The following is a 19163-nucleotide window of genomic DNA, read 5'->3' as shown; positions in this document are numbered from 1 at the left end:
ACGTGGGTGATTCGATGAGCAGCCAGGGAATATGGTCGGTATTAGGCATTGAGCCGACTCAGGATCTCAGTGAGATTAAACGGGCTTATGCCCGCCAGCTGAAAAATACGCGACCGGATCAGGATCCGCAGGGCTATCAGCGCCTGCGTGAAGCCTTCGATGCCGCGAAGAATCAGGGAAATGAGGACGTTTTAAGTGACGTTGTCACGAAAAGCGCGCGTCCTGACGATAACCTTACCGCTCCCCTGACGGACAGATTCATCCCGTACGAAATGGTCGATGAATTGCCGCCAGAACCCGACAGTGTCTATCTGTTACGCAGCCAGGTGCTTGAGCAAATCCCTCAGATCATTGATGCAATGATGGATGACGAAATCACGGGTTTGAACCGGCTGGAAAGTTATTTGCAGAGTGATTTACTGCAAAATCTCGAACTGCGGGAGATGTTCAGTCAGGAAATTGCCGGGCAACTCAGCGAGCGCGAAGGATTGTATTCGACGTTACTGAGCCAGGTTTCCGCCATCATGGGCTGGGAGATCGACAATTATCAGCCTGCGGGTATTTCCGCCCGACGGCTGCAGGCGCTTCAGGCACAGATTGAAATGACCGGTGCGAATCATTACTGGTCGGTGATGATGCGTGAATATCAGGGGTCTGCGTTGAACCGGCTGCGTCTGAGGTTACTGACCGTGGAAGGTGCCACCGTCCCCTGGTGGGCAAAACTGGTGCCTGATTTTATGTCGTCTCTGAGTCAAAAACTCAGGGAAATCAGGATGCATTATCCGGCGTTGTTACCGCGCCTGAATTCGGTTTTGCTCAATACCCTGGCTGAAACCCGGCTGATGCTGCGCTGGGGAACGGTGTTCCTGAACGGTTTCTGGCTTTTGCTGATCATGCTGGCGACGCGTGAGCATCCTCAGCCGTGGCGCTCTCGCCTGTTGCTTATCGCGATCGTTGGCTTATATCTTCACGGTTACCCGTATCTGGAGCGAAAATTACGCTACCGGCCGCGCGGGCTGTGTGTGGCCCAATGTCTGCTGTCGCTGCTCTCAATCGCGATCATCGTAAAAATAATGCTCGGCTTCTTCAGGGTATTTGCTCCGGATGCAGGAAACCTGGTCATGGCGGTCACCCATTACGGCGTCCTCAGCGCCAGCAGTTTTTGTGTGCTCTGGATGATGGCACCTAAAACCTGGAAGTGGTACAGCGTGCCGTTAAATGCGTTGACGTTACTGATGATATTGCCGTGGGAGGTGGTGAGGAAAAGCCGCGGGACCGTCAGTGTCGTGGCCTTTATCATGCTGCTGTTTGTCTATTCGCTGCTGATTGCCGTGGGGTTTCGCTAAGAATGCGGGCAGCGCGCGCTGCCCGCCAGGTTGTCACTCTGCCAGGATCCACACGCTCACACTGCCCGCTTCGCAGTAGAATTGCGCCGTGCCGTGCTCGTCGGTTTCAATAATGTCGTCGCGATGCTCCAGCAAATCACGCCATTTTCGGTGCGCGAGATTTTCTCCCATGTCGATGGTTTTCTCCCCCGCTTCACTGTTGGACATCACCACCACGCAGCCCGGATGTTCTTCGGTGCCACTGCGTGAAAACGCAATGCAGTTCAGATGATCGAAATAGTCCGTCTGCACACCCCATGCATGGGTTTGCCGGGCTTTGATTAATGTCTCCAGCCCTGGGATCGCAGGCATGTCGATGGTGTAATTGTTGCCGTCATCCCCCTCATCTTCGTAGGTCGCGCCTAACAAATCCGGATAGAACACAATCGGCACACCCTGCTCACGCAGCAGGATGAGGGCGTAGGCCAGCGGTTTGAACCAGGGTTCGATCGGCGCTTCCAGCGACTGCAACGGTTGGGTGTCGTGGTTAGCCACCAGCGTTACGGCGTGTGCCGGATCTGCGGCCACCAGCGTGTTATCGAAAATCTGCGTGAAGTTGAAATCCGCACCCTGTTTTGACGCATGGTGGAAATTCAGCTGCAACGGCGCATCGAACAGCATGGTTTTGCCGTCGACCTGATCGATGTAATTTTGCAGCGTCGGCACATCATGCGACCAGTATTCCGCCACGATATACATGGGTTGATCGGCTTCAGCCTGAATATGATCAATCCAGTCTTTGTAAAACCACGCTGGAATGTGTTTTACGGCATCCAGACGAAAGCCGGTGCATTGGGTTTGATCCATCAGCCAGCGCGCCCAGAACTTCAGCTCTTCGTTGACCGCATTGTTACGAAAATCAACGTTGGCACCCATCAGATAATCGTAATTTCCGAATTCATCATCGACCTGATCATTCCAGCCACCGGCGGTATAATCATTGACGATTTTGAAGATACCGTTTTCATCCGGGTTTTCGATGTGGTCGACACCGCTGAAACAGTGGAAATCCCAGATGAATTTCGAGTACTGGCCCTGCCGTGCGGGGAACGTGAAACGCGTCCAGGCATCCGCTTCGATGATGTCATCGCTGATATCTTCGCGGTTATCAATATTCACACGGTTAACCTGTACACGCTCTTTCTCGTCAGCCCCCATTTTGTGGTTGAGCACCACATCGAGGATGACGCCCAGCTGATGCGCTTTCAGCGCTGCAATGGCCGCCATCAGCGCTTCTTTATCGCCGTATTTTGTGCCACGCGTGCCCTTCTGGTCGAACTCACCGAGATCGAACAGATCATAGGTGTCGTACCCGACCGAATATCCACCGGAATCCCCTTTATAGGCAGGCGGTAACCAGGCTGCGGTAATGCCGATTTCGGCCAGCCATGCGGCCTTTTCTGCCACTTCCGGCCACAGTTTGCCACCGTCCGGGTAATACCAGTGAAAGAACTGAAACAACGTAGGATTCTGCATTCATGATTTCCATTCAGATGACCGGGAAATGAAGTATGGAGCAGGATTGGGAAAAATGCGGCGGAAGGAAAAAAAAAGCCGGTCAGCAATGCTGACCGGCCCGGAACGGCATCAGATCGGGATCAGTTGATTTCAGGATGCTGATCGATCAGGTTCTTTCTTTTCGCCTGAAGTTCAGCAATCTGCGCATCAATATCTTCGATCTTGTGTTCGATATTGTCATGGTGCTCTTGCAGAATTTCTTTCGCTTCTGCACGGTCAGAGGCCGCTGGCGTAGCGCCTTTCAGCGGACGGTTTGCGGTTTCTTTCATGAAGATACCGGTGATCAGACCAATCACTGCCACCACCATCAGATAATACGCGGGCATATAGAGGTTATTGGTGGATTCAACCAGCCAGGCGACGATGGTCGGCGTCAGACCGGCTATCAGCACTGACACGTTAAAGGCAATCGCCAGCGCACTGTAACGGATGTGTGTCGGGAACATGGCCGGTAATGTCGATGCCATCACGCCGATGAAGCAGTTGAGCAACACCGCGAGGATCAGCAGACCTAAGAAGATCAGGCCAATCACGCCGCTGTTAATCAGGATGAAGCACGGGATGGACAGAATAAACAGGCCCACGCTGCCGATCAGAATAAACGGCTTACGGCCAAAACGGTCACTCAGCATGCCCATGAACGGCTGGACAAACAGCATACCCACCATGATGGCAATAATGATCAGCACACCGTGGTCTTCTGAATAGTGCAGGCTGTGCGACAGGTAGCTCGGCATGTACGTCAGCAACATGTAGTAAGTGACGTTAGTGGCGATAACCATACCGACGCAGACGATTAACGGTTTCCACTGTTTGGTCAGGATCTCGCGGAAAGAAACTCTCGGCGGCTCTGCAATGTCTTTACGGGAATCGCTGTCGATTTTATCCACGTGCTGCTGGAAGGTCGGGGTTTCTTCCAGCGCATGACGCAGGTAGATACCGATCAGGCCCAGCGGTGCGGCGATGAAGAACGGGATACGCCAGCCCCACTCGAGGAAGTTTGCTTCACCCACAATGCTGGAGATCAATACGACGACGCCCGCACCCAGGATGAAACCGGCGATCGAGCCGAAGTCCAGCCAGCTGCCGAGGAAGCCACGTTTTCTGTCCGGAGAGTATTCGGCAACAAAAATCGCGGCACCGGTGTATTCACCGCCCACGGAGAAGCCCTGCGCCAGTTTTGCCAGCAACAGAAGGATCGGAGCCCAGATACCGATGGTGGCGTAACCGGGGATCAACCCGATACAGAAGGTACTGACCGACATGATAATGATCGTGACGGACAAGACCTTTTGACGACCAAACTTATCACCCAGCGCACCAAAGAACAGACCGCCCAGAGGCCTGACCAGGAACGGAACCGAGAACGTTGCCAGCGCGGCAATCATCTGAATACCGGGATCTGCGCCAGGGAAGAACACCTGGCCCAGCGCAAATGCCACAAAACCGTACACCCCGAAGTCAAACCACTCCATGGCATTTCCCAACGCAGCCGCCGTGATCGCCTTCTTGAGTTTGGTGTCGTCAATGATGGTGATATCGTTGATTTGCATCGGTTTAACGCGTTTCTTTCTCAATCTAATCATGTACATCCCTTTTTCAAATATCTCCACTGTTTCTAGCGAGAGGTATTCTGTTCAGTACCCTTAATGTATTTCGGGTATCAATTGTTATTTGCCAAACCATGACATTATAGAATGTTTTTTACAGAAGGGAAAAATGTGATCAACCTTACATTTTCAACAGCGTCTGCCGTCATGTGACCGTGCTAAGTGGTAATGTGTTTTCAATTTAATGAAATATCATTTCAATTAATAAAATAAAGCCAACAGCACGGCTGATTTTGTTGCCACTTACGAGGTGAATCATGGCGAAAGGTTCTCAGATTCAATTCAGTTTTCACACGGTTCAGGATCCACAGACCGGTGCCCGCGTCACGCGACTGACGCCGCCGGATGTCCTGTGTCATCGCAACTATTTTTATCAGAAATGTTTTACCCGCGATGGCTCTAAGGTTTTGTTTGCAGGGGAATTTGACGGGCACCGTAACTATTATCTTCTGGATCTCAGCAGCCAGAAAGCGGTGCAACTGACCGAAGGTCAAGGGGATAACACCTTTGGCGGATTCCTTTCTCCGGACGATCAATACCTGTATTACGTCAAGAATGAGCGTCGTTTACAACGGGTGAAACTGGATGATTACAGTGAAACCACGGTGTATCAGGTGCCGGAAGAATGGGTCGGTTACGGAACGTGGGTGGCTAACAGTGAATGCACCAGCCTGGTGGGCATTGAAATCAGTCGCGAAGACTGGACGCCGTTGTCAGACTGGAAAATCTTCCAGGAGTTCTACCACAGTAATCCGCACTGCCGTTTGTTGCGTGTCGATTTACTGAACGGTAAATCCCGCGTGATTCATGAGAAAAATGAATGGCTCGGTCATCCTATTTATCGTCCTTATGATGATAGTACCGTCGCGTTTTGCCACGAAGGGCCGCACGATCTGGTGGATGCGCGGATGTGGTTGGTGAATGAAGACGGCACCCAGGTACGCAAGGTGAAAGAACATGCGCCGGGGGAAAGCTGCACGCATGAGTTTTGGGTGCCGGACGGATCGGCGCTGATGTATGTGTCTTATCTGAAAGGCCAGCACGATCGCCATATCCGTCGCTTTGATCCGCAGACCGGAGAAGATATTTCCCTGATGACCATGCCTGCCTGTTCGCATCTGATGAGCAACGAAAACGGCACGCTGCTGGTGGGCGACGGTTCCGGCACGCCGGTGGATGTAAAAGACACCGCCAGCCATACGATTGAAAACGATCCGTGGTTGTATATTTTTGATGCCAAAACCCGTCAGCATGCTCCGCTTGCCGCGCACAACAGTTCATGGCGCGTGCTGGATGGCGACCGTCAGGTCACGCATCCGCACCCCTCTTTTTCACCAGACGATCGCCATGTGTTATTCACTACCGATTCTGAAGGATTGCCTGCCCTTTATCTGGCGGAAATTCCTGACGCCCTGCTCAGTTCATTACGTAAGGACTAAACGATGTTCATTTTTAGAAAAGATATTCCTCTGCAGGACCTGGGCGACGGTGTGAGCCGTCGCGTTCTGGCGCACGACGGCACCATGATGGCGGTTGAAGTGTATTTCGAAGAAGGTGCCGTCGGCCCGATGCACAATCACGTGCATGAGCAACTGACTTACGTGTTGTCAGGGCGTTTTAAATTCACGATCGGCGAAGAGACGCTGGAAGTGTCGGCGGGCGATACGCTGTATAAAAAACCTTATATTATGCACGGCTGCGTATGCCTGGAGAAAGGTGTGCTGTTAGATACCTTTACACCGCAGAGACAAGACTTCCTCTGACCGGCTGGCCGTCAGGACAATAAAAAACCGGTGCTGATTTCAGCACCGGTTTTTTTGATCTCAAAAGAAAGGGATAACTTATGCGAGGATTTCACGCACAAAGTTTTCGATCTCTTTATTCTGACCATTTTCGAAGAAGCATTTCTGGAAGCGTTCGCCGCTGACAGCGGTTTTCACCAGTTCTTTATCGATAGCGCGCAGGGTATCAAGGTAGTTTTCTTTTACCACCGCCGCTTTGACCTGATTCAGAATGCCCGCGTTACGCACCTGCGGTTCTTTACGGTCAGCCGGATAGCCCTGACCTTTCACGCCGGTGAAGGCTTTTTCGAAGATGAAACGCACATTCAGCTCTGCGCCCCAGCCAAAACCTTTGGCGAAAGGCAGCGACAGCGCGTTACCGTTGTTGATTTGGGCAAACAGGAACGCATCTGCCGGATCAATACAGTAACCGCAGTTAACGCCCGGATGGATGTTCAGTGACATCAGTGCGCCCTGCCCGGTGCCGCAGCCCGCGACCACGAAATCGACCGCTTTTGAGTTCAGCAGAATGCTGGCCATGATACCCAGATGGATGTACGTCAGGTGATGATCCTGCTCGTCAGACATGCCGACGTTGTATACCGGATATTCTTTTTCGGACGCAACCGCGTTCAGCTCTTTAAGAATGATCGCGTTTTTCGCGGCCTGACTGTTTTCCATCATCAATGCAATTTTCATGAGATTTCCTCTTTAGGCAGCGGTTTTATCCGCTGCTGTCTGTGAATGCTTCTATGGATGAATGAGGTTTGGCGGGATTAACGCGCCAGCCAGCCGCCATCGACGGCAATCGTGTAGCCATTAATGTAGTCGGATGCCGTGGAAGACAGGAAGACAACCGGCCCCATAACGTCAGACGGTAAACCCCAACGCCCGGCCGGAATGCGGCTGAGAATTTCTTCGCTGCGGGCTTCATCGGCGCGCAGTTGCTGGGTATTGTTGGTCGCCATGTAACCCGGTGCGATCGCGTTGACGTTGATGTTGTGTTTCGCCCACTCGTTCGCCAGCAGACGGGTAACGCCCATCACGGCACTTTTCGATGCGGTATAAGAAGGTACACGGATACCGCCCTGGTAGGAAAGCATCGACGCAATATTGATGATTTTACCGCCGGTGCCCTGCGCAATGAATTGCTTCGCTACCGCCTGAGACATGAAGAACACGGATTTGATGTTCAGGTTCATGACGTCGTCCCAGTTCTTTTCACTGAAGTCGATGGCGTCTTCACGGCGAATAATCCCGGCGTTGTTCACCAGAATATCCAGATGACCCATCTCGGCAACGGCACGCTCCAGCAACGCCGGGATCACTTTGGTGTCGCTGAGATCGGCGGTCAGGCTGAGAAAACGACGGCCAGTCGCCGCAATTCTTTCAATGGTTTCGGCAGGCTCAACGATGTTGATCCCCACGATGTCACAGCCGGCTTCCGCCAGACCGATGGCCATACCCTGGCCCAGACCGGTGTCGCATCCGGTCACCACGGCGACTTTTCCCTTCAGTGAAAAATTATCCAGAATCATGATGTTTCCTTTTTCCATAAAACGGAGGCGAATGCGCTTTTCCGTCACACAAGAGTGAGTCGGGCAATGCCCGGCTACGAACTGATGGGAAGAAGTTTAGCGATAAAATTCGCGCAACTCAAGAAAATGAAACATCATTTCAATTTAGATGAACTTTGATGTCGTTTTTTGTTGGGTTGATCACGTCCTGAAAGAATGCACAGTGCAAGGGCTCAGCCTGGAAAACGGAAATTATCCTACGTTAAGCGTTTTGAGCTTAACGGGTGAAACCGTTCCATTGAGCTCGCCCCGCTGACCGTAAGGGATGTAAGGAACGATTTAACTTTCCGTTAAAGGTTTTGCTTACTTTCGTACAGGTTATCGGCATGGCGTACGCAATCGTTCGGTTTCGGAGGCAGAAAGGACACAGCATCTTCAATTCAAGTAGTTGCTAAACACCGATGCTTAAAAAACAGCCCAAGCGTAGGATATTTTTTTCTTTTAAACGCGGCCCCCTGTAAAGTAGGTTCGCGAGGCAAGGGCTTCGAGGGCGTTAGAGGCGCCGTATGGATTAAAGGAGATATTTCAATGGATTTTTTGAAGATAGTACTGACTGCCGCTTTGTTTGTCGCAGCGCCCACATGGGCAGGAGATTTGACTGGGCCCCAAAATAATGCCGTTAGATCTGCGGAGCAGTATCTCAGTATGACGGGCTTCTCACGGAACGGACTTATTCATCAACTCTCATCGGATGCAGGGGATGGTTACGAGATTTCTGACGCTACGGTAGCAGTGGACAGCCTGAACATTGATTGGAACCAGGAGGCGGTGAAATCTGCAAAGCAGTATCTCAGTATGATGGGTTTCTCGTGCAAAGGCCTCATTAATCAACTTTCCTCAAGCGCCGGAGACAAATACACCGTTGACCAGGCAACCTACGGCGCAAAACAGGCAGGTGGCTGCTAAAAAACGGCGTGGTTCAAACGATGGGAACTGGCTAATAAAAGGAATTAGCATGAGCAATTATGAGGGGATCGCCACACGCATTGCCGATATCATTATATCACCTGACTCAGTATTAGGTTTTATTAACGGTGCAATATCCGTACCTGTCGATCTGGGTTATATGGCGTATGGTGTATTTGACACTGATTCATATTACTCTCACGAAACTGAAACAGTCAGAATAATCCAGGCAATGAGAAATGGAATTCTTAATTACGACCGAATCCTAGATGCAATAGAGATTGTTTTATCCAAGTTTGATCAATATGTGTCAATAAGCAAACAAAATAAGTTGTTAAGCCGTGGCTCATTCTCAATAATAGGCCGCGCCGTTACCAATTCTGCTATTTCATCAACGATTGCCAAGGCAATTGCTCAGCGGGCTGGCTGGACAGTAGCTCTGCGCGGTGGGGCTGTAGGTAACATTTTGCTTATAGGAGGAATGAAGGAACGCTGTATAAGGACATCGGAACAGCTCAGCATAGACGAACCTGAATTATATCAGGTGCTGCGTGTAAAAGATTACGACTTACTCTACTTTATGTTTGAACCGGCACTTAAACCCTTTGTGGATGCTCTGATCGTAAGACGACAACAGGGAATACCCGCGTTTGATAACATACTGGAACGTGTAGAATCTAAAGTGAGTGGCGACTATGGGCATCATTAAGGGGACATTGGGTGCGCTGGTCGGCGCCATTGCTGTCTGGTTGGGAATATATTTCTTTTTCCACTTCGAAACCTGGTCTATGAGACTGCTTTCTATTTTTACGCTTGCCGTCTGCGTCTATCTTCTGGGGAAATTATTAGATAAATTTTTCCCAATGTAGTTAATTGAATTTACCCAATTTATAAGGATGTAAAATGTCTAATCCAGCATATTTATGGTTAACTGATGAAAATGGATCACCTGTTACAGGCGGTTCTTTAGTTTCTGGTCGAGTCGGAGCAATAGAATTAAAGTCGTTGACTCATAATGTACAGGTCCCAACCGACTCAAATACGGGACGATTAACGGGAACGCGGGTACATTCACCTTTATCATTCCAAAAGGAATTTGATAAGGTTACACCGCTTTTATGCAAAGGACTGAGCCAGGGACTTACCATGAAATCCGCAACATTTAAGATGTACCAGATCTTAAATGCAGGCATCGAGTCCGAGTATTTTAATATAATTCTTGAAAATGTGAAAATAACTTCAATTACACCGAACTTATACCAAGGCGGTCAGACGGGAACGCATTTTGAAACAATCCAAATGCGCTATGAAACTATCACGTGGAAGTGTTGTGAAGGCAATATTATATTTAAAGATTCGTGGAATAACCGCTGGGTTGCATAAGCTGGAAAGCGTCTTGCCGCATTTACCTGTTCATACGTTCTAATACCGCCTGTGGGCGGTATTGTTTTTATTACGGGGTAAGCAGCCCCCTGCAAATGCATGACCGCAAAACCGCGCAGGCTGGAAATTAAGCAGAACAGTGTGCAAAGGCGTGTTAACGAAGGTGGAGCGAGGGGATAACGCAAAATCACTGCCCGGCGGGAGCCGGGCCAGCGGTACTGAAATCGGTAACGGGCGGCGCGCTTAGTGCATCGACCCCTGGCACTCGGTGGCCATGGTCAGACCGCGACGCCAGTCACCCGGAGTCTGTCCAAACTGACGTTTGAAACTGCGGGTAAAGGATTGCTGAGAATCAAAGCCCAGCGAGATCGCCACGCTGACGATAGGCTCACGGCTGCTTGCCAGCATATCGGCAGATTTCTTCAACTTTTTCTCACGGATGAATTCACCCATCGGCAGGCCGGTATGTTCTTTAAACATGCGTTGCAGATACCAGCGCGAATACCCTGCCCGTTTAGCGACGGTCTTAATATCCAGTCGCTCTTCCAGATTGTGATCGATCCAGTCGATCAGGTCGTGAATGAAATCCTCGGTTCTCATGGGCTTTCTCCTGTCTCTTATTCAGTTTGTTGCCGCCCCCCGAGGGCGTCTTTTTCTAAACTGACGCACTTTGCGATTAAATGCAAGTTTTACTATTGCATTTAATGTGTCGGTACGGGATAGTCACGCTCCCTGAAGTAAACGTTCTGTAAAACAGCACAGAAAGTGTAACAGTATTTCTTGCACTTTAGTAGCGGCGTCCCTACAATCCCCTCGAATCAATTGTATCAGACATTGATACATAATTGTGCTGATGAACGGCACAAGTCCCAAAAAAGTCAGATCAGGCAAAGGACGTTACCCGGAGGACAGACCGGTTGTATTGCCTGACAGCACTTACTCACTGGAAATAAAAATAATGAAAAACCTGCAAAAACCGTTGGTTGTTGCACGCGACCGCCTGCGCGGTACGCCTTTGACTTTGCGCCTTTCAGGGGTTGCGTTCATGGTCGCCCTGCTCGCCGGGTGTGACAACAGCGTGGCACAAAACGCCGCGCCGCCAGCCCCGCAGGTCAGTGCGGCCGATGTGCTGATTAAACAAATCAGCCAGTGGGATGCGTTTAACGGTCGTGTGGAAGCGGTGCAAAGTGTTCAGCTTCGCCCGCGTGTGTCCGGCTATATCGATAAAGTGAATTATCAGGAAGGCCAGGAAGTGAAGAAAGGTCAGGTGCTGTTTACCATTGATGACCGCACCTACCGCGCGGCTCAGGAGCAGGCACAGGCTGAACTGGTGCGTGCCCGCAATCAGGCCAGCCTGACCCGCAGCGAGTCCTCCCGCACAGAAAAACTGATTGGCACGCAGGCCATTTCCACTGAAATCGCCGAGCAGCGCCGTTCGGCAGCATCTCAGGCACAGTCTGATGTGCTCGCCGCTCAGGCACAGCTGGACATGGCACAGCTGAATCTGGATTTCACCCGTGTGACCTCTCCGATTGATGGCCGCGCCAGCCGTGCGATGATCACCACCGGCAATCTGGTGACCGCGGGCGACACCGCCAGCGTACTGACCACGCTGGTGTCGCTGGACACGGTGTATGTCTACTTTGATGTCGATGAAGGTACTTTCCTGCGCTATCAGGCGATGGCGCGTGATGGCCAGCGCAATGACACCCCGCAGTCCCGTTTGCCGGTGCACGTCGGTCTGGTGGGTGAAGACGGCTATCCGCATCAGGGCGTGGTCGACTTTACGGATAATCAGCTCAACTCAGGTACCGGCACCATCCGTATGCGCGCCCTGCTGGATAACCGTGATCGCGCCTTTACGCCTGGCCTCTTCGCCCGCGTGCAGTTACCGGGCAGCGCGGAATTCAGCGCCGTGCTGGTGGACGATAAAGCCGTTCTGACCGATCAGGATCGTAAATTTGTTTACGTGGTTGATAAAGACGGTAAAGCACAGCGCCGCGATGTGGAAGTTGGACGGATTTCCGGTGGTTTACGTATTGTGCAGAAAGGTCTGGAAGCGGGTGACCGCGTGATTATTGACGGCGTTCAGAAAGTCTTTATGCCGGGTATGCCCGTTAACGCCAAAACCGTCAGCATGGCGGCCAACAGCGTCACTCCTGCCGCCGCTAAATAAAAGAGAATTCTGACTCATGGACTTTTCCCGCTTTTTCATCGACCGGCCGATTTTCGCCGCCGTTTTGTCGATTCTGATTTTAGTCACCGGGGCGATTGCTATTCCCCTGCTGCCGGTCAGCGAATACCCGAACGTGGTTCCGCCGAGCGTACAGGTTCGCGCGGAATATCCGGGTGCCAACCCGAAAGTGATTGCAGAAACCGTGGCGACGCCGCTGGAAGAAGCCATCAACGGCGTTGAAAACATGATGTACATGAAATCGGTCGCCGGTTCCGACGGCGTGCTGGTGACCACCGTGACGTTCCGTCCGGGTACCGATCCGGATCAGGCACAGGTTCAGGTGCAGAACCGCGTGGCGCAGGCCGAAGCGCGCCTGCCGGAAGATGTGCGCCGTCAGGGTGTGACGACGCAGAAGCAATCACCGACCTTAACGCTGGTGGTGCATCTGGTGTCGCCTTCCGGTAAGTACGACTCGTTATACCTGAGCAACTACGCCACGCTGAAGGTGAAGGACGAACTGGCGCGTTTGCCGGGTGTCGGCCAGATTCAGATTTTTGGCGCGGGCGAATACGCAATGCGTGTCTGGCTCGATCCCAACAAAGTGGCGGCACGCGGGCTGACAGCCAGTGACGTTGTCACGGCAATGCGTGAGCAAAACGTGCAGGTGTCTGCCGGTCAGCTCGGTGCAGAACCGCTGCCAAAAGACAGCGACTATCTGTTGTCGATCAACGCCCAGGGGCGGCTCAAGAACGAAGAAGAGTTCGGCAATATCATCCTGAAAAGCGGTGATAACGGCGAAATTGTTCGTTTGCGCGACGTTGCGCGTATTGAAATGGGCTCCGGAAGTTACGCCCTGCGTTCGCAGCTGAACAATAAAGATGCGGTCGGTATCGGTATCTTCCAGTCACCGGGCGCTAACGCGATTGATCTTTCTGATGCCGTTCGCGCCAAAATGGCCGAGCTGGCTACCCGCTTCCCGGAAGGCATGACCTGGCGGGCGCCGTATGACCCGACGGTGTTTGTGCGTGATTCGATCAGTGCTGTGGTGCATACGCTGCTGGAAGCCGTCGTGCTGGTTGTGCTGGTGGTGATCCTGTTCCTGCAAACCTGGCGTGCGTCGATTATCCCGTTACTCGCGGTACCGATTTCGGTTATCGGCACATTCAGCATTCTGTATTTGCTCGGTTTCTCGCTCAACACGCTCAGTCTTTTCGGGCTGGTGCTGGCGATAGGCATCGTGGTCGATGACGCCATTGTGGTGGTGGAAAACGTCGAGCGAAATATCGAGGAAGGTCTGGCGCCTAGGGAGGCGGCGCATCAGGCAATGCGGGAAGTGTCCGGGCCAATCATTGCCATCGCGCTGGTGCTGTGTGCGGTCTTTGTGCCGATGGCGTTCCTTTCCGGCGTCACCGGTCAGTTCTACAAACAGTTTGCGGTCACCATTGCCATCTCCACCGTGATTTCGGCGATTAACTCCCTGACGCTCTCCCCTGCTCTGGCAGCTCTGTTGCTGAAACCGCACGGCGCGCCAAAGGACATGCCATCAAGACTGATCGACCGTCTGTTCGGCTGGATTTTCCGTCCGTTTAACCGCTTCTTTAACGCCAGTTCACACGGTTATCAGAATGCGGTGTCAAAAACGCTCGGACGACGTGGTGCCGTCTTTGCGGTTTACGTTCTGCTGCTGTGCGGCGCCGCGCTGATGTTCAAAATGGTGCCGGGCGGCTTTATACCGACGCAGGATAAGTTGTACCTGATTGCCGGGGTGAAAATGCCGGAAGGGGCATCGCTGTCACGCACCGATGCCGTGATCCGCAAGATCAGTGCGCTGGGGCTGAGCACCGACGGCGTCAGTGATGCTGTGGCATTTCCGGGGCTGAACGCCTTGCAGTTCACCAATACGCCAAATACCGGCACGGTGTTCTTTGCGCTGAAACCGCTGGGCGAACGTACCCGCACGGCGGCGGAAATTAACGCCGAAATCAACGCCAAGATCTCGCAGATTCAGGAAGGTTTCGCCTTCTCGATTATGCCACCGCCAATTCTCGGATTAGGCCAGGGTTCCGGTTACTCGTTGTATATCCAGGATCGTGCAGGTCTGGGCTACGGCGCGTTGCAGACGGCGATCAACACGATGTCCGGTTCGATTATGCAAACGCCGGGAATGGGCTTCCCTATCTCCTCTTATCAGGCCAACGTTCCGCAGCTGGATGCGCATATTGACCGCGATAAAGCCAAGGCACAGGGCGTTTCTCTCGATGATTTGTTCAGTACCTTGCAGGTGTATCTCGGTTCGTCATACATCAATGACTTCAACCGGTTCGGACGCACCTGGAAAGTGATGGCGCAGGCTGACGGCCAGTTCCGCGACAGCGTGGAAGACATCGCCAATCTGCGTACCCGAAATGACAAAGGTGAAATGGTGCCGATCGGCAGTATGCTGAACATCACCACCACTTACGGGCCTGATCCGGTTATCCGCTATAACGGTTATCCGGCGGCAGATTTGATTGGTGATGCAGATCCGCGCATTTTGTCTTCGACACAAGCGATGACCGAGCTGACAGAAATGTCCAAAAACCTCCTGCCAAATGGCATGAATATCGAATGGACAGATCTGAGCTATCAGCAATCAACACAGGGTAACGCCGCGCTGATTGTGTTCCCGATGTCGGTTCTGCTGGCGTTTCTGGTACTGGCTGCACTTTATGAGAGCTGGACGTTGCCGCTGGCGGTGATCCTGATTGTGCCGATGACCATGCTTTCAGCGCTGTTTGGCGTGTGGCTGACAGGGGGTGATAACAACGTCTTTGTTCAGGTCGGGCTGGTGGTGCTGATGGGGCTGGCATGTAAAAACGCCATCCTGATTGTCGAATTCGCCCGCGAGCTGGAGATGCAGGGCAAAGGGATTGTGGAATCGGCGCTCGAAGCCTGTCGCCTGCGTCTGCGCCCTATCGTCATGACGTCCATTGCCTTTATTGCCGGGACAATACCGCTTATCCTCGGTCACGGCGCTGGTGCAGAAGTGCGCGGCGTCACGGGCATCACCGTTTTCTCCGGAATGCTGGGGGTGACGCTGTTCGGGTTGTTCCTGACGCCGGTATTTTATGTGGCACTGCGCAAGCTGGTGACGCGTAAGCATGCGGTGCAGGAGACGCAGACAGTCTGATTGGTAATGACAGAAAGTAAAAAGCCGGGAAATTATCCCGGCTTTTTTACGTCTGAATGTCGCGAAGTGAGTATCAGATGGCTGATGTTTATTTCGTGCAGAGCGACTTATCTGCGTATTCCGCAGCCAGGTCTTTGGTGCATTTGTACTTGCCGCCACGTTCAAACTCGGCCAGCGCATCGGCTACCGTATGGCGACCCAGCACCTGTAACGACGCCTCTTCAGCCTCATTCACGATATTTTTAAAATAGGTACAGGCATTGGCGCTGACAACACAGCGGGCAGGCACATCGGGACGTGCGGCCCACAGGCGTTTGTCTTCAATCACGGCGCAGTAAATATCACGCAGCGTAATGTCTTCCGCCGGGCGGCCAAGATGAATCGAGCCGGTGCGGCCAAGCGTTGAGACGATAATGCCATGCTGAGTCAGTGGCACCATCAGTTTGCGGATGAAGCTGGAGTTGGCTTCCAGACCTGTAGCTAAGATCGCACTGGTGCAGCGCTGTTCAGCCTTTTGGGACTGAGCGATACAAAACACCATCTGCATGGCTGTCGGAAAGCGATAATCTAACATTTCATTGTCCTGAGAAACCAAGTCTTAGGTTAAGCACCCTATCACAGAGGAATAACCCTGTACGTGAGCTGGTCAATAATATAACAAAGACTGTTGCATTATTGAAGGCGGGGACGGCGTTAACGCACAGAAAGTCACGTTTTGGGCACAAAAAAACCCATCCGGAGATGGGTTTTCTTTAGGCTATTTCTAAGACTTTTGGTCAGGAAATTAGAACTGGTAGATCATGCCAACGCCAACAACATCATCGGTAGAGATGCCGTTGTTTTCGTAGAAATCATCATCGTTGTCCAGCAGGTTGATTTTATAATCAACGTAGGTGGACATATTTTTGTTGAAGTAATAGTTCGCGCCAACAGAAACGTATTTAACCAGGTCTTTGTCGTTGTCTTTTCCGCCATTGCCGTTGTTCAGGTCTTTACCTTTAGACTGCAGGTAAGAAACTTCCGGACGCAGACCGAAGTCGAATTGATATTGTGCAGTGACTTCAAAGTTCTGCGTTTTATTTGCAATGCCGTCATTGCCGTACATGGTCATATTACGGGTTTCAGCATACATGGTCGCCAGGTAGACATTATTTGCGTCGTATTTCGCGCCAACTGTCCAGACGTCAGCTTTGTCACCACGGTTATCAGCAGTTTGATCATTAGTACGGTCAGAAGAGGCATAAGCTGCACCTGCACTGATACCCATACCGAAATCCTAGGTAATTAAATATGCACTAACCTATTGTTTTATATTATTAATACAACCTAATTATCAAGTTTTTTGGTTTGCAAATATCTCTTCCTATCCCTATATGTTTCAACGAATTAAAATTAGTTTTGCAGAAGGGTTTTATTTTACAAAAACAAACATTGCTGTATGTATAACCAGTTAACTTGTTTGGGCGATTTTATGTTTGTTGAGCTGATTTACGACAAAAGAAACATGGCCGGTGTACCGAACGCCAACGCGCTGATCTTGGCTGAATTGACCAAACGCGTGCATGGCACCTTTCCTGATGCTGACGTGAAGGTTAAACCGATGGTGACGGTCAGCAGCATCAACACGGACGCCAGCAAAGCATGGAAGGCAGTTCTGGCGGGAATAGTTGAAGAGATGTTTCTTTGCACTCAGATTGTCGATGGGAAACCCAAATACTCACTTCGCGAGTTGCCCGAATGGGTTTAACGCAACCTTTTGAAATATAACCCGGCCAATGCGCCGGGTTTTTTGTGCCTGTAATCTGGCAAAATCACCGCCCTGCACTATTCTCATAGCAGCTGACAAAAGATCAGCAAGCCTGCCAAGGCCATGAGTACCTACCTACTGATAGCCCGCCGTTAACGCGGGCTCTTTTTTTACCTGTTTTATGGTGAATATCTAAGCATTAGCTAATCTTTAGAGTGGGTGGGATAACCGCCATCCAGAAGCGTAATATTGATACCTTTGATTTTTGCCCGCCTTTAACGCGGGCTCTTTTTTAATAATCAAAACGGGGGGGATTTCTTTAATTACTAAACCATGTTTCATAAGCCAAATTCTCAAGAGCTACTATTATGCTTTTGGGAGCATCGCTCTCGTTCCAAAACTAAATTTAGTGGCGATTCACTGGCCTTCGTTCGCGGAGGCTTTTTTACGCCCTAACACCGCCAATTCAGCAAACAACCTCATTTATGGGCACTGATCTGACGGATTGAGATTTGATTGCCATGCTATCTTTATTTCGTTCTATCTCAAGTAAAGTTCAACTGTAAAAACTGATGTTTATTGCCCGCCTGTCGCGGTCTTTTTTATGAGTTCTTTATCAGTAAGTTTACAGCATGCCTATATCTGTCTTGGCATTGCATATGTATAAATTATTGATTTTAAATATTAATGTATGTAATTATGCTCTCTACACTCACCACTCTACCCTGCTCAAGCACAGCCAATACTGCGTCCCCAATTTCTCTTCTGACTAATAAATTTTCTTCTTCAGTATGCATATCAACCTCAAGTAGTTTTTCACTGAGATTAGCACACAGATTTGCTTAAACCTTCAAATGCATGGCATGTCGTCAAACACATTATTCCTGGCGTCGTAGAGGGATGTGTTCACTTGAGCACCTAACTACTGCATTAAAGGGCTTCCCTCAGGCAACGCAAAAATCTCAATGTAGGGATAGATTTACCTTTGAAATTTCCGGAACAAGAATTTCCCAACCTAGCCAGCGAGCATTCTTTTTTCTTATCAGATAATAATGGTTAAGATATTGATTAGTATTCATTGTACAAATTTATTACAAAAATAATTTAAATTTTAAGATAACTTATATGTACCGTAAGAGTAGAATTATTGTCACAAGAGTTTGAATGAAAAAAGGCTCAAAATATTGTGAAAACCACATTGATTGTGATTGTCGTTTTGGTTTTGGTCATCGGGCTGGTTTTTTGGGTGGTCAAGTCCAGAATGAATGATATAGATAATGATTATTGATAAATAAAATACATTTATAAACTTTAGTTATAAAAACCAATGAAATCAATGTTCACCACCGTGAGAAATCCCTCTTATTAGTTAATAAAATAATTTAACTTTGATAAAAGACTATTTATTTTAGTTAAGTTGCCAAGATAATATAAATTACTACTAAGTGAAATTATTTTTCGTTCGCAAAATGAGCGTTAATGAATTCTTAGCTTTTAAGGTGCCATTTCTAAATCTACACTTCCACCTTACCCCACCTAAAAAACTAAACCCTTATGATTAGCTACTCTTCCGCTTGAGTTAACATGTTCGCGTTATAGTCAATGCGTTCTACCCCTGTAATTTCCAGATGTAAAAACTGATGTTCATTACCCGCCTATGGTGGTTTTTTATGCATCAGAAAGCTTGTTGATAATAGACTGGTAACACTCTGCCTCACGCTCACTGACGCAATGCATGCGCTTATTAGCGAAAACCTTTATTAAGTTTTCACGGCTGATTTCGTAACCATTTTGACGCAAACCAAAGACAACATCCCCAAGAATCACACACATCTCGGCGTACTTTTCTGATTCGTCCATATGTTCACCTATCGATATGACTTTGCTCACCCTTGTTAATAGGTTAGGAAA

The 19163-nt window shown here is 50.2% G+C and carries 16 protein-coding genes and 1 pseudogene; 9 read left to right on the top strand and 8 right to left on the bottom strand.

The window, feature by feature from the left end:
- Positions 1-2: 2 nt before the first annotated feature.
- Positions 3-1346, top strand: a complete 1344-nt coding sequence (locus tag ACO0U8_RS14405) for a hypothetical protein (RefSeq protein ID WP_421671052.1) — start codon at positions 3-5, stop codon at positions 1344-1346.
- A gap of 33 nt (positions 1347-1379) precedes the next feature.
- Here the strand turns inward: ACO0U8_RS14405 and amyA are convergent, their stop codons facing one another.
- The gene (amyA, locus tag ACO0U8_RS14400) at positions 1380-2861 is read right to left on the bottom strand and encodes an alpha-amylase (protein ID WP_421671051.1); all 1482 of its coding nucleotides are present in this window, start codon (positions 2859-2861) and stop codon (positions 1380-1382) included.
- Positions 2862-2983: 122 nt separating this feature from the next.
- Positions 2984-4486 (bottom strand): glycine betaine/L-proline transporter ProP, encoded by a 1503-nt coding sequence (gene proP / locus ACO0U8_RS14395; RefSeq protein WP_056774022.1) that lies wholly within the window; start codon positions 4484-4486, stop codon positions 2984-2986.
- Positions 4487-4770: 284 nt separating this feature from the next.
- On the opposite strand from proP, the gene ACO0U8_RS14390 reads away from it, so the two are divergent.
- Both ACO0U8_RS14390 and ACO0U8_RS14385 read left to right on the top strand, forming a co-directional pair.
- Positions 4771-5952 (top strand): oligogalacturonate lyase family protein, encoded by a 1182-nt coding sequence (locus tag ACO0U8_RS14390; protein WP_421671050.1) that lies wholly within the window; start codon positions 4771-4773, stop codon positions 5950-5952.
- Positions 5953-5955: 3 nt separating this feature from the next.
- A complete protein-coding gene (locus tag ACO0U8_RS14385) occupies positions 5956-6276 on the top strand; it encodes a cupin domain-containing protein (RefSeq protein ID WP_056773847.1) in 321 nt (106 codons plus the stop codon).
- A gap of 78 nt (positions 6277-6354) precedes the next feature.
- Here the strand turns inward: ACO0U8_RS14385 and ACO0U8_RS14380 are convergent, their stop codons facing one another.
- Both ACO0U8_RS14380 and kduD read right to left on the bottom strand, forming a co-directional pair.
- The gene (locus ACO0U8_RS14380; RefSeq protein WP_056773844.1) at positions 6355-6993 is read right to left on the bottom strand and encodes an RpiB/LacA/LacB family sugar-phosphate isomerase; all 639 of its coding nucleotides are present in this window, start codon (positions 6991-6993) and stop codon (positions 6355-6357) included.
- A 77-nt stretch (positions 6994-7070) separates the two neighbouring features.
- A complete protein-coding gene (gene kduD / locus ACO0U8_RS14375; RefSeq protein WP_056774019.1) occupies positions 7071-7832 on the bottom strand; it encodes a 2-dehydro-3-deoxy-D-gluconate 5-dehydrogenase KduD in 762 nt (253 codons plus the stop codon).
- Between the two features lie 567 nt (positions 7833-8399).
- Between kduD and ACO0U8_RS14370 the strand changes: the two genes are divergently transcribed.
- The 3 genes from ACO0U8_RS14370 to ACO0U8_RS14360 all read left to right on the top strand — a co-directional run bounded on the left by ACO0U8_RS14370 (position 8400) and on the right by ACO0U8_RS14360 (position 10160).
- A complete protein-coding gene (locus ACO0U8_RS14370; RefSeq protein ID WP_414072106.1) occupies positions 8400-8777 on the top strand; it encodes an Ltp family lipoprotein in 378 nt (125 codons plus the stop codon).
- Positions 8778-8826: 49 nt separating this feature from the next.
- On the top strand, positions 8827-9486 hold the full coding sequence (locus tag ACO0U8_RS14365) for a hypothetical protein (protein WP_421671049.1): 660 nt from the start codon (positions 8827-8829) through the stop codon (positions 9484-9486).
- A 194-nt stretch (positions 9487-9680) separates the two neighbouring features.
- Complete coding sequence (locus ACO0U8_RS14360; protein WP_421671048.1) at positions 9681-10160, top strand: Hcp family type VI secretion system effector; 480 nt, start codon at positions 9681-9683, stop codon at positions 10158-10160.
- A 243-nt stretch (positions 10161-10403) separates the two neighbouring features.
- Here the strand turns inward: ACO0U8_RS14360 and ACO0U8_RS14355 are convergent, their stop codons facing one another.
- Positions 10404-10760: a helix-turn-helix domain-containing protein gene (locus tag ACO0U8_RS14355; RefSeq protein WP_056773842.1), complete on the bottom strand. Its 357-nt coding sequence runs from the start codon at positions 10758-10760 to the stop codon at positions 10404-10406.
- A gap of 445 nt (positions 10761-11205) precedes the next feature.
- Between ACO0U8_RS14355 and ACO0U8_RS14350 the strand changes: the two genes are divergently transcribed.
- Together ACO0U8_RS14350 and oqxB are read left to right on the top strand one after the other, a co-directional pair.
- Positions 11206-12336: an efflux RND transporter periplasmic adaptor subunit gene (locus ACO0U8_RS14350; RefSeq protein ID WP_240993979.1), complete on the top strand. Its 1131-nt coding sequence runs from the start codon at positions 11206-11208 to the stop codon at positions 12334-12336.
- Between the two features lie 16 nt (positions 12337-12352).
- Positions 12353-15505: a multidrug efflux RND transporter permease subunit OqxB gene (gene oqxB, locus ACO0U8_RS14345; protein WP_421671047.1), complete on the top strand. Its 3153-nt coding sequence runs from the start codon at positions 12353-12355 to the stop codon at positions 15503-15505.
- A gap of 88 nt (positions 15506-15593) precedes the next feature.
- Here oqxB and ACO0U8_RS14340 read toward each other — a convergent pair whose 3' ends face one another.
- Both ACO0U8_RS14340 and ACO0U8_RS14335 read right to left on the bottom strand, forming a co-directional pair.
- Positions 15594-16079, bottom strand: a complete 486-nt coding sequence (locus tag ACO0U8_RS14340; protein WP_056773831.1) for an RrF2 family transcriptional regulator — start codon at positions 16077-16079, stop codon at positions 15594-15596.
- A gap of 210 nt (positions 16080-16289) precedes the next feature.
- Positions 16290-16781 (bottom strand): annotated as a pseudogene (locus ACO0U8_RS14335) (porin); the annotation flags it as partial.
- A gap of 195 nt (positions 16782-16976) precedes the next feature.
- On the opposite strand from ACO0U8_RS14335, the gene ACO0U8_RS14330 reads away from it, so the two are divergent.
- A complete protein-coding gene (locus tag ACO0U8_RS14330) occupies positions 16977-17252 on the top strand; it encodes a DinI-like family protein (protein WP_390976303.1) in 276 nt (91 codons plus the stop codon).
- A 1668-nt stretch (positions 17253-18920) separates the two neighbouring features.
- Here ACO0U8_RS14330 and ACO0U8_RS14325 read toward each other — a convergent pair.
- Positions 18921-19112: a DUF2767 family protein gene (locus ACO0U8_RS14325; protein ID WP_390976301.1), complete on the bottom strand. Its 192-nt coding sequence runs from the start codon at positions 19110-19112 to the stop codon at positions 18921-18923.
- Positions 19113-19163 lie beyond the last annotated feature (51 nt).

Source organism: Rahnella sp. EDr1-12, assembly GCF_049206505.1.
GTDB classification, from domain to species: domain Bacteria; phylum Pseudomonadota; class Gammaproteobacteria; order Enterobacterales; family Enterobacteriaceae; genus Rahnella; species Rahnella rivi.
This window is presented reverse-complemented; position numbering and strand designations above follow the sequence as displayed.

Bases quoted from the DNA above. Each gene is read 5' to 3' on its own strand.
- ACO0U8_RS14350 (WP_240993979.1), top strand. From the start codon at position 11,206: ATGGTCGCCCTGCTCGCCGGGTGTGACAACAGCGTGGCACAAAACGCC.
- ACO0U8_RS14365 (WP_421671049.1), top strand. From the start codon at position 8,827: ATGAGCAATTATGAGGGGATCGCCACACGCATTGCCGATATCATTATA.
- ACO0U8_RS14355 (WP_056773842.1), bottom strand. From the start codon at position 10,760: ATGAGAACCGAGGATTTCATTCACGACCTGATCGACTGGATCGATCAC.
- oqxB (WP_421671047.1), top strand. From the start codon at position 12,353: ATGGACTTTTCCCGCTTTTTCATCGACCGGCCGATTTTCGCCGCCGTT.
- ACO0U8_RS14340 (WP_056773831.1), bottom strand. From the start codon at position 16,079: ATGTTAGATTATCGCTTTCCGACAGCCATGCAGATGGTGTTTTGTATC.
- ACO0U8_RS14385 (WP_056773847.1), top strand. From the start codon at position 5,956: ATGTTCATTTTTAGAAAAGATATTCCTCTGCAGGACCTGGGCGACGGT.
- amyA (WP_421671051.1), bottom strand. From the start codon at position 2,861: ATGCAGAATCCTACGTTGTTTCAGTTCTTTCACTGGTATTACCCGGAC.
- kduD (WP_056774019.1), bottom strand. From the start codon at position 7,832: ATGATTCTGGATAATTTTTCACTGAAGGGAAAAGTCGCCGTGGTGACC.
- ACO0U8_RS14380 (WP_056773844.1), bottom strand. From the start codon at position 6,993: ATGAAAATTGCATTGATGATGGAAAACAGTCAGGCCGCGAAAAACGCG.
- ACO0U8_RS14360 (WP_421671048.1), top strand. From the start codon at position 9,681: ATGTCTAATCCAGCATATTTATGGTTAACTGATGAAAATGGATCACCT.
- ACO0U8_RS14390 (WP_421671050.1), top strand. From the start codon at position 4,771: ATGGCGAAAGGTTCTCAGATTCAATTCAGTTTTCACACGGTTCAGGAT.
- ACO0U8_RS14370 (WP_414072106.1), top strand. From the start codon at position 8,400: ATGGATTTTTTGAAGATAGTACTGACTGCCGCTTTGTTTGTCGCAGCG.
- ACO0U8_RS14325 (WP_390976301.1), bottom strand. From the start codon at position 19,112: ATGGACGAATCAGAAAAGTACGCCGAGATGTGTGTGATTCTTGGGGAT.
- ACO0U8_RS14330 (WP_390976303.1), top strand. From the start codon at position 16,977: ATGTTTGTTGAGCTGATTTACGACAAAAGAAACATGGCCGGTGTACCG.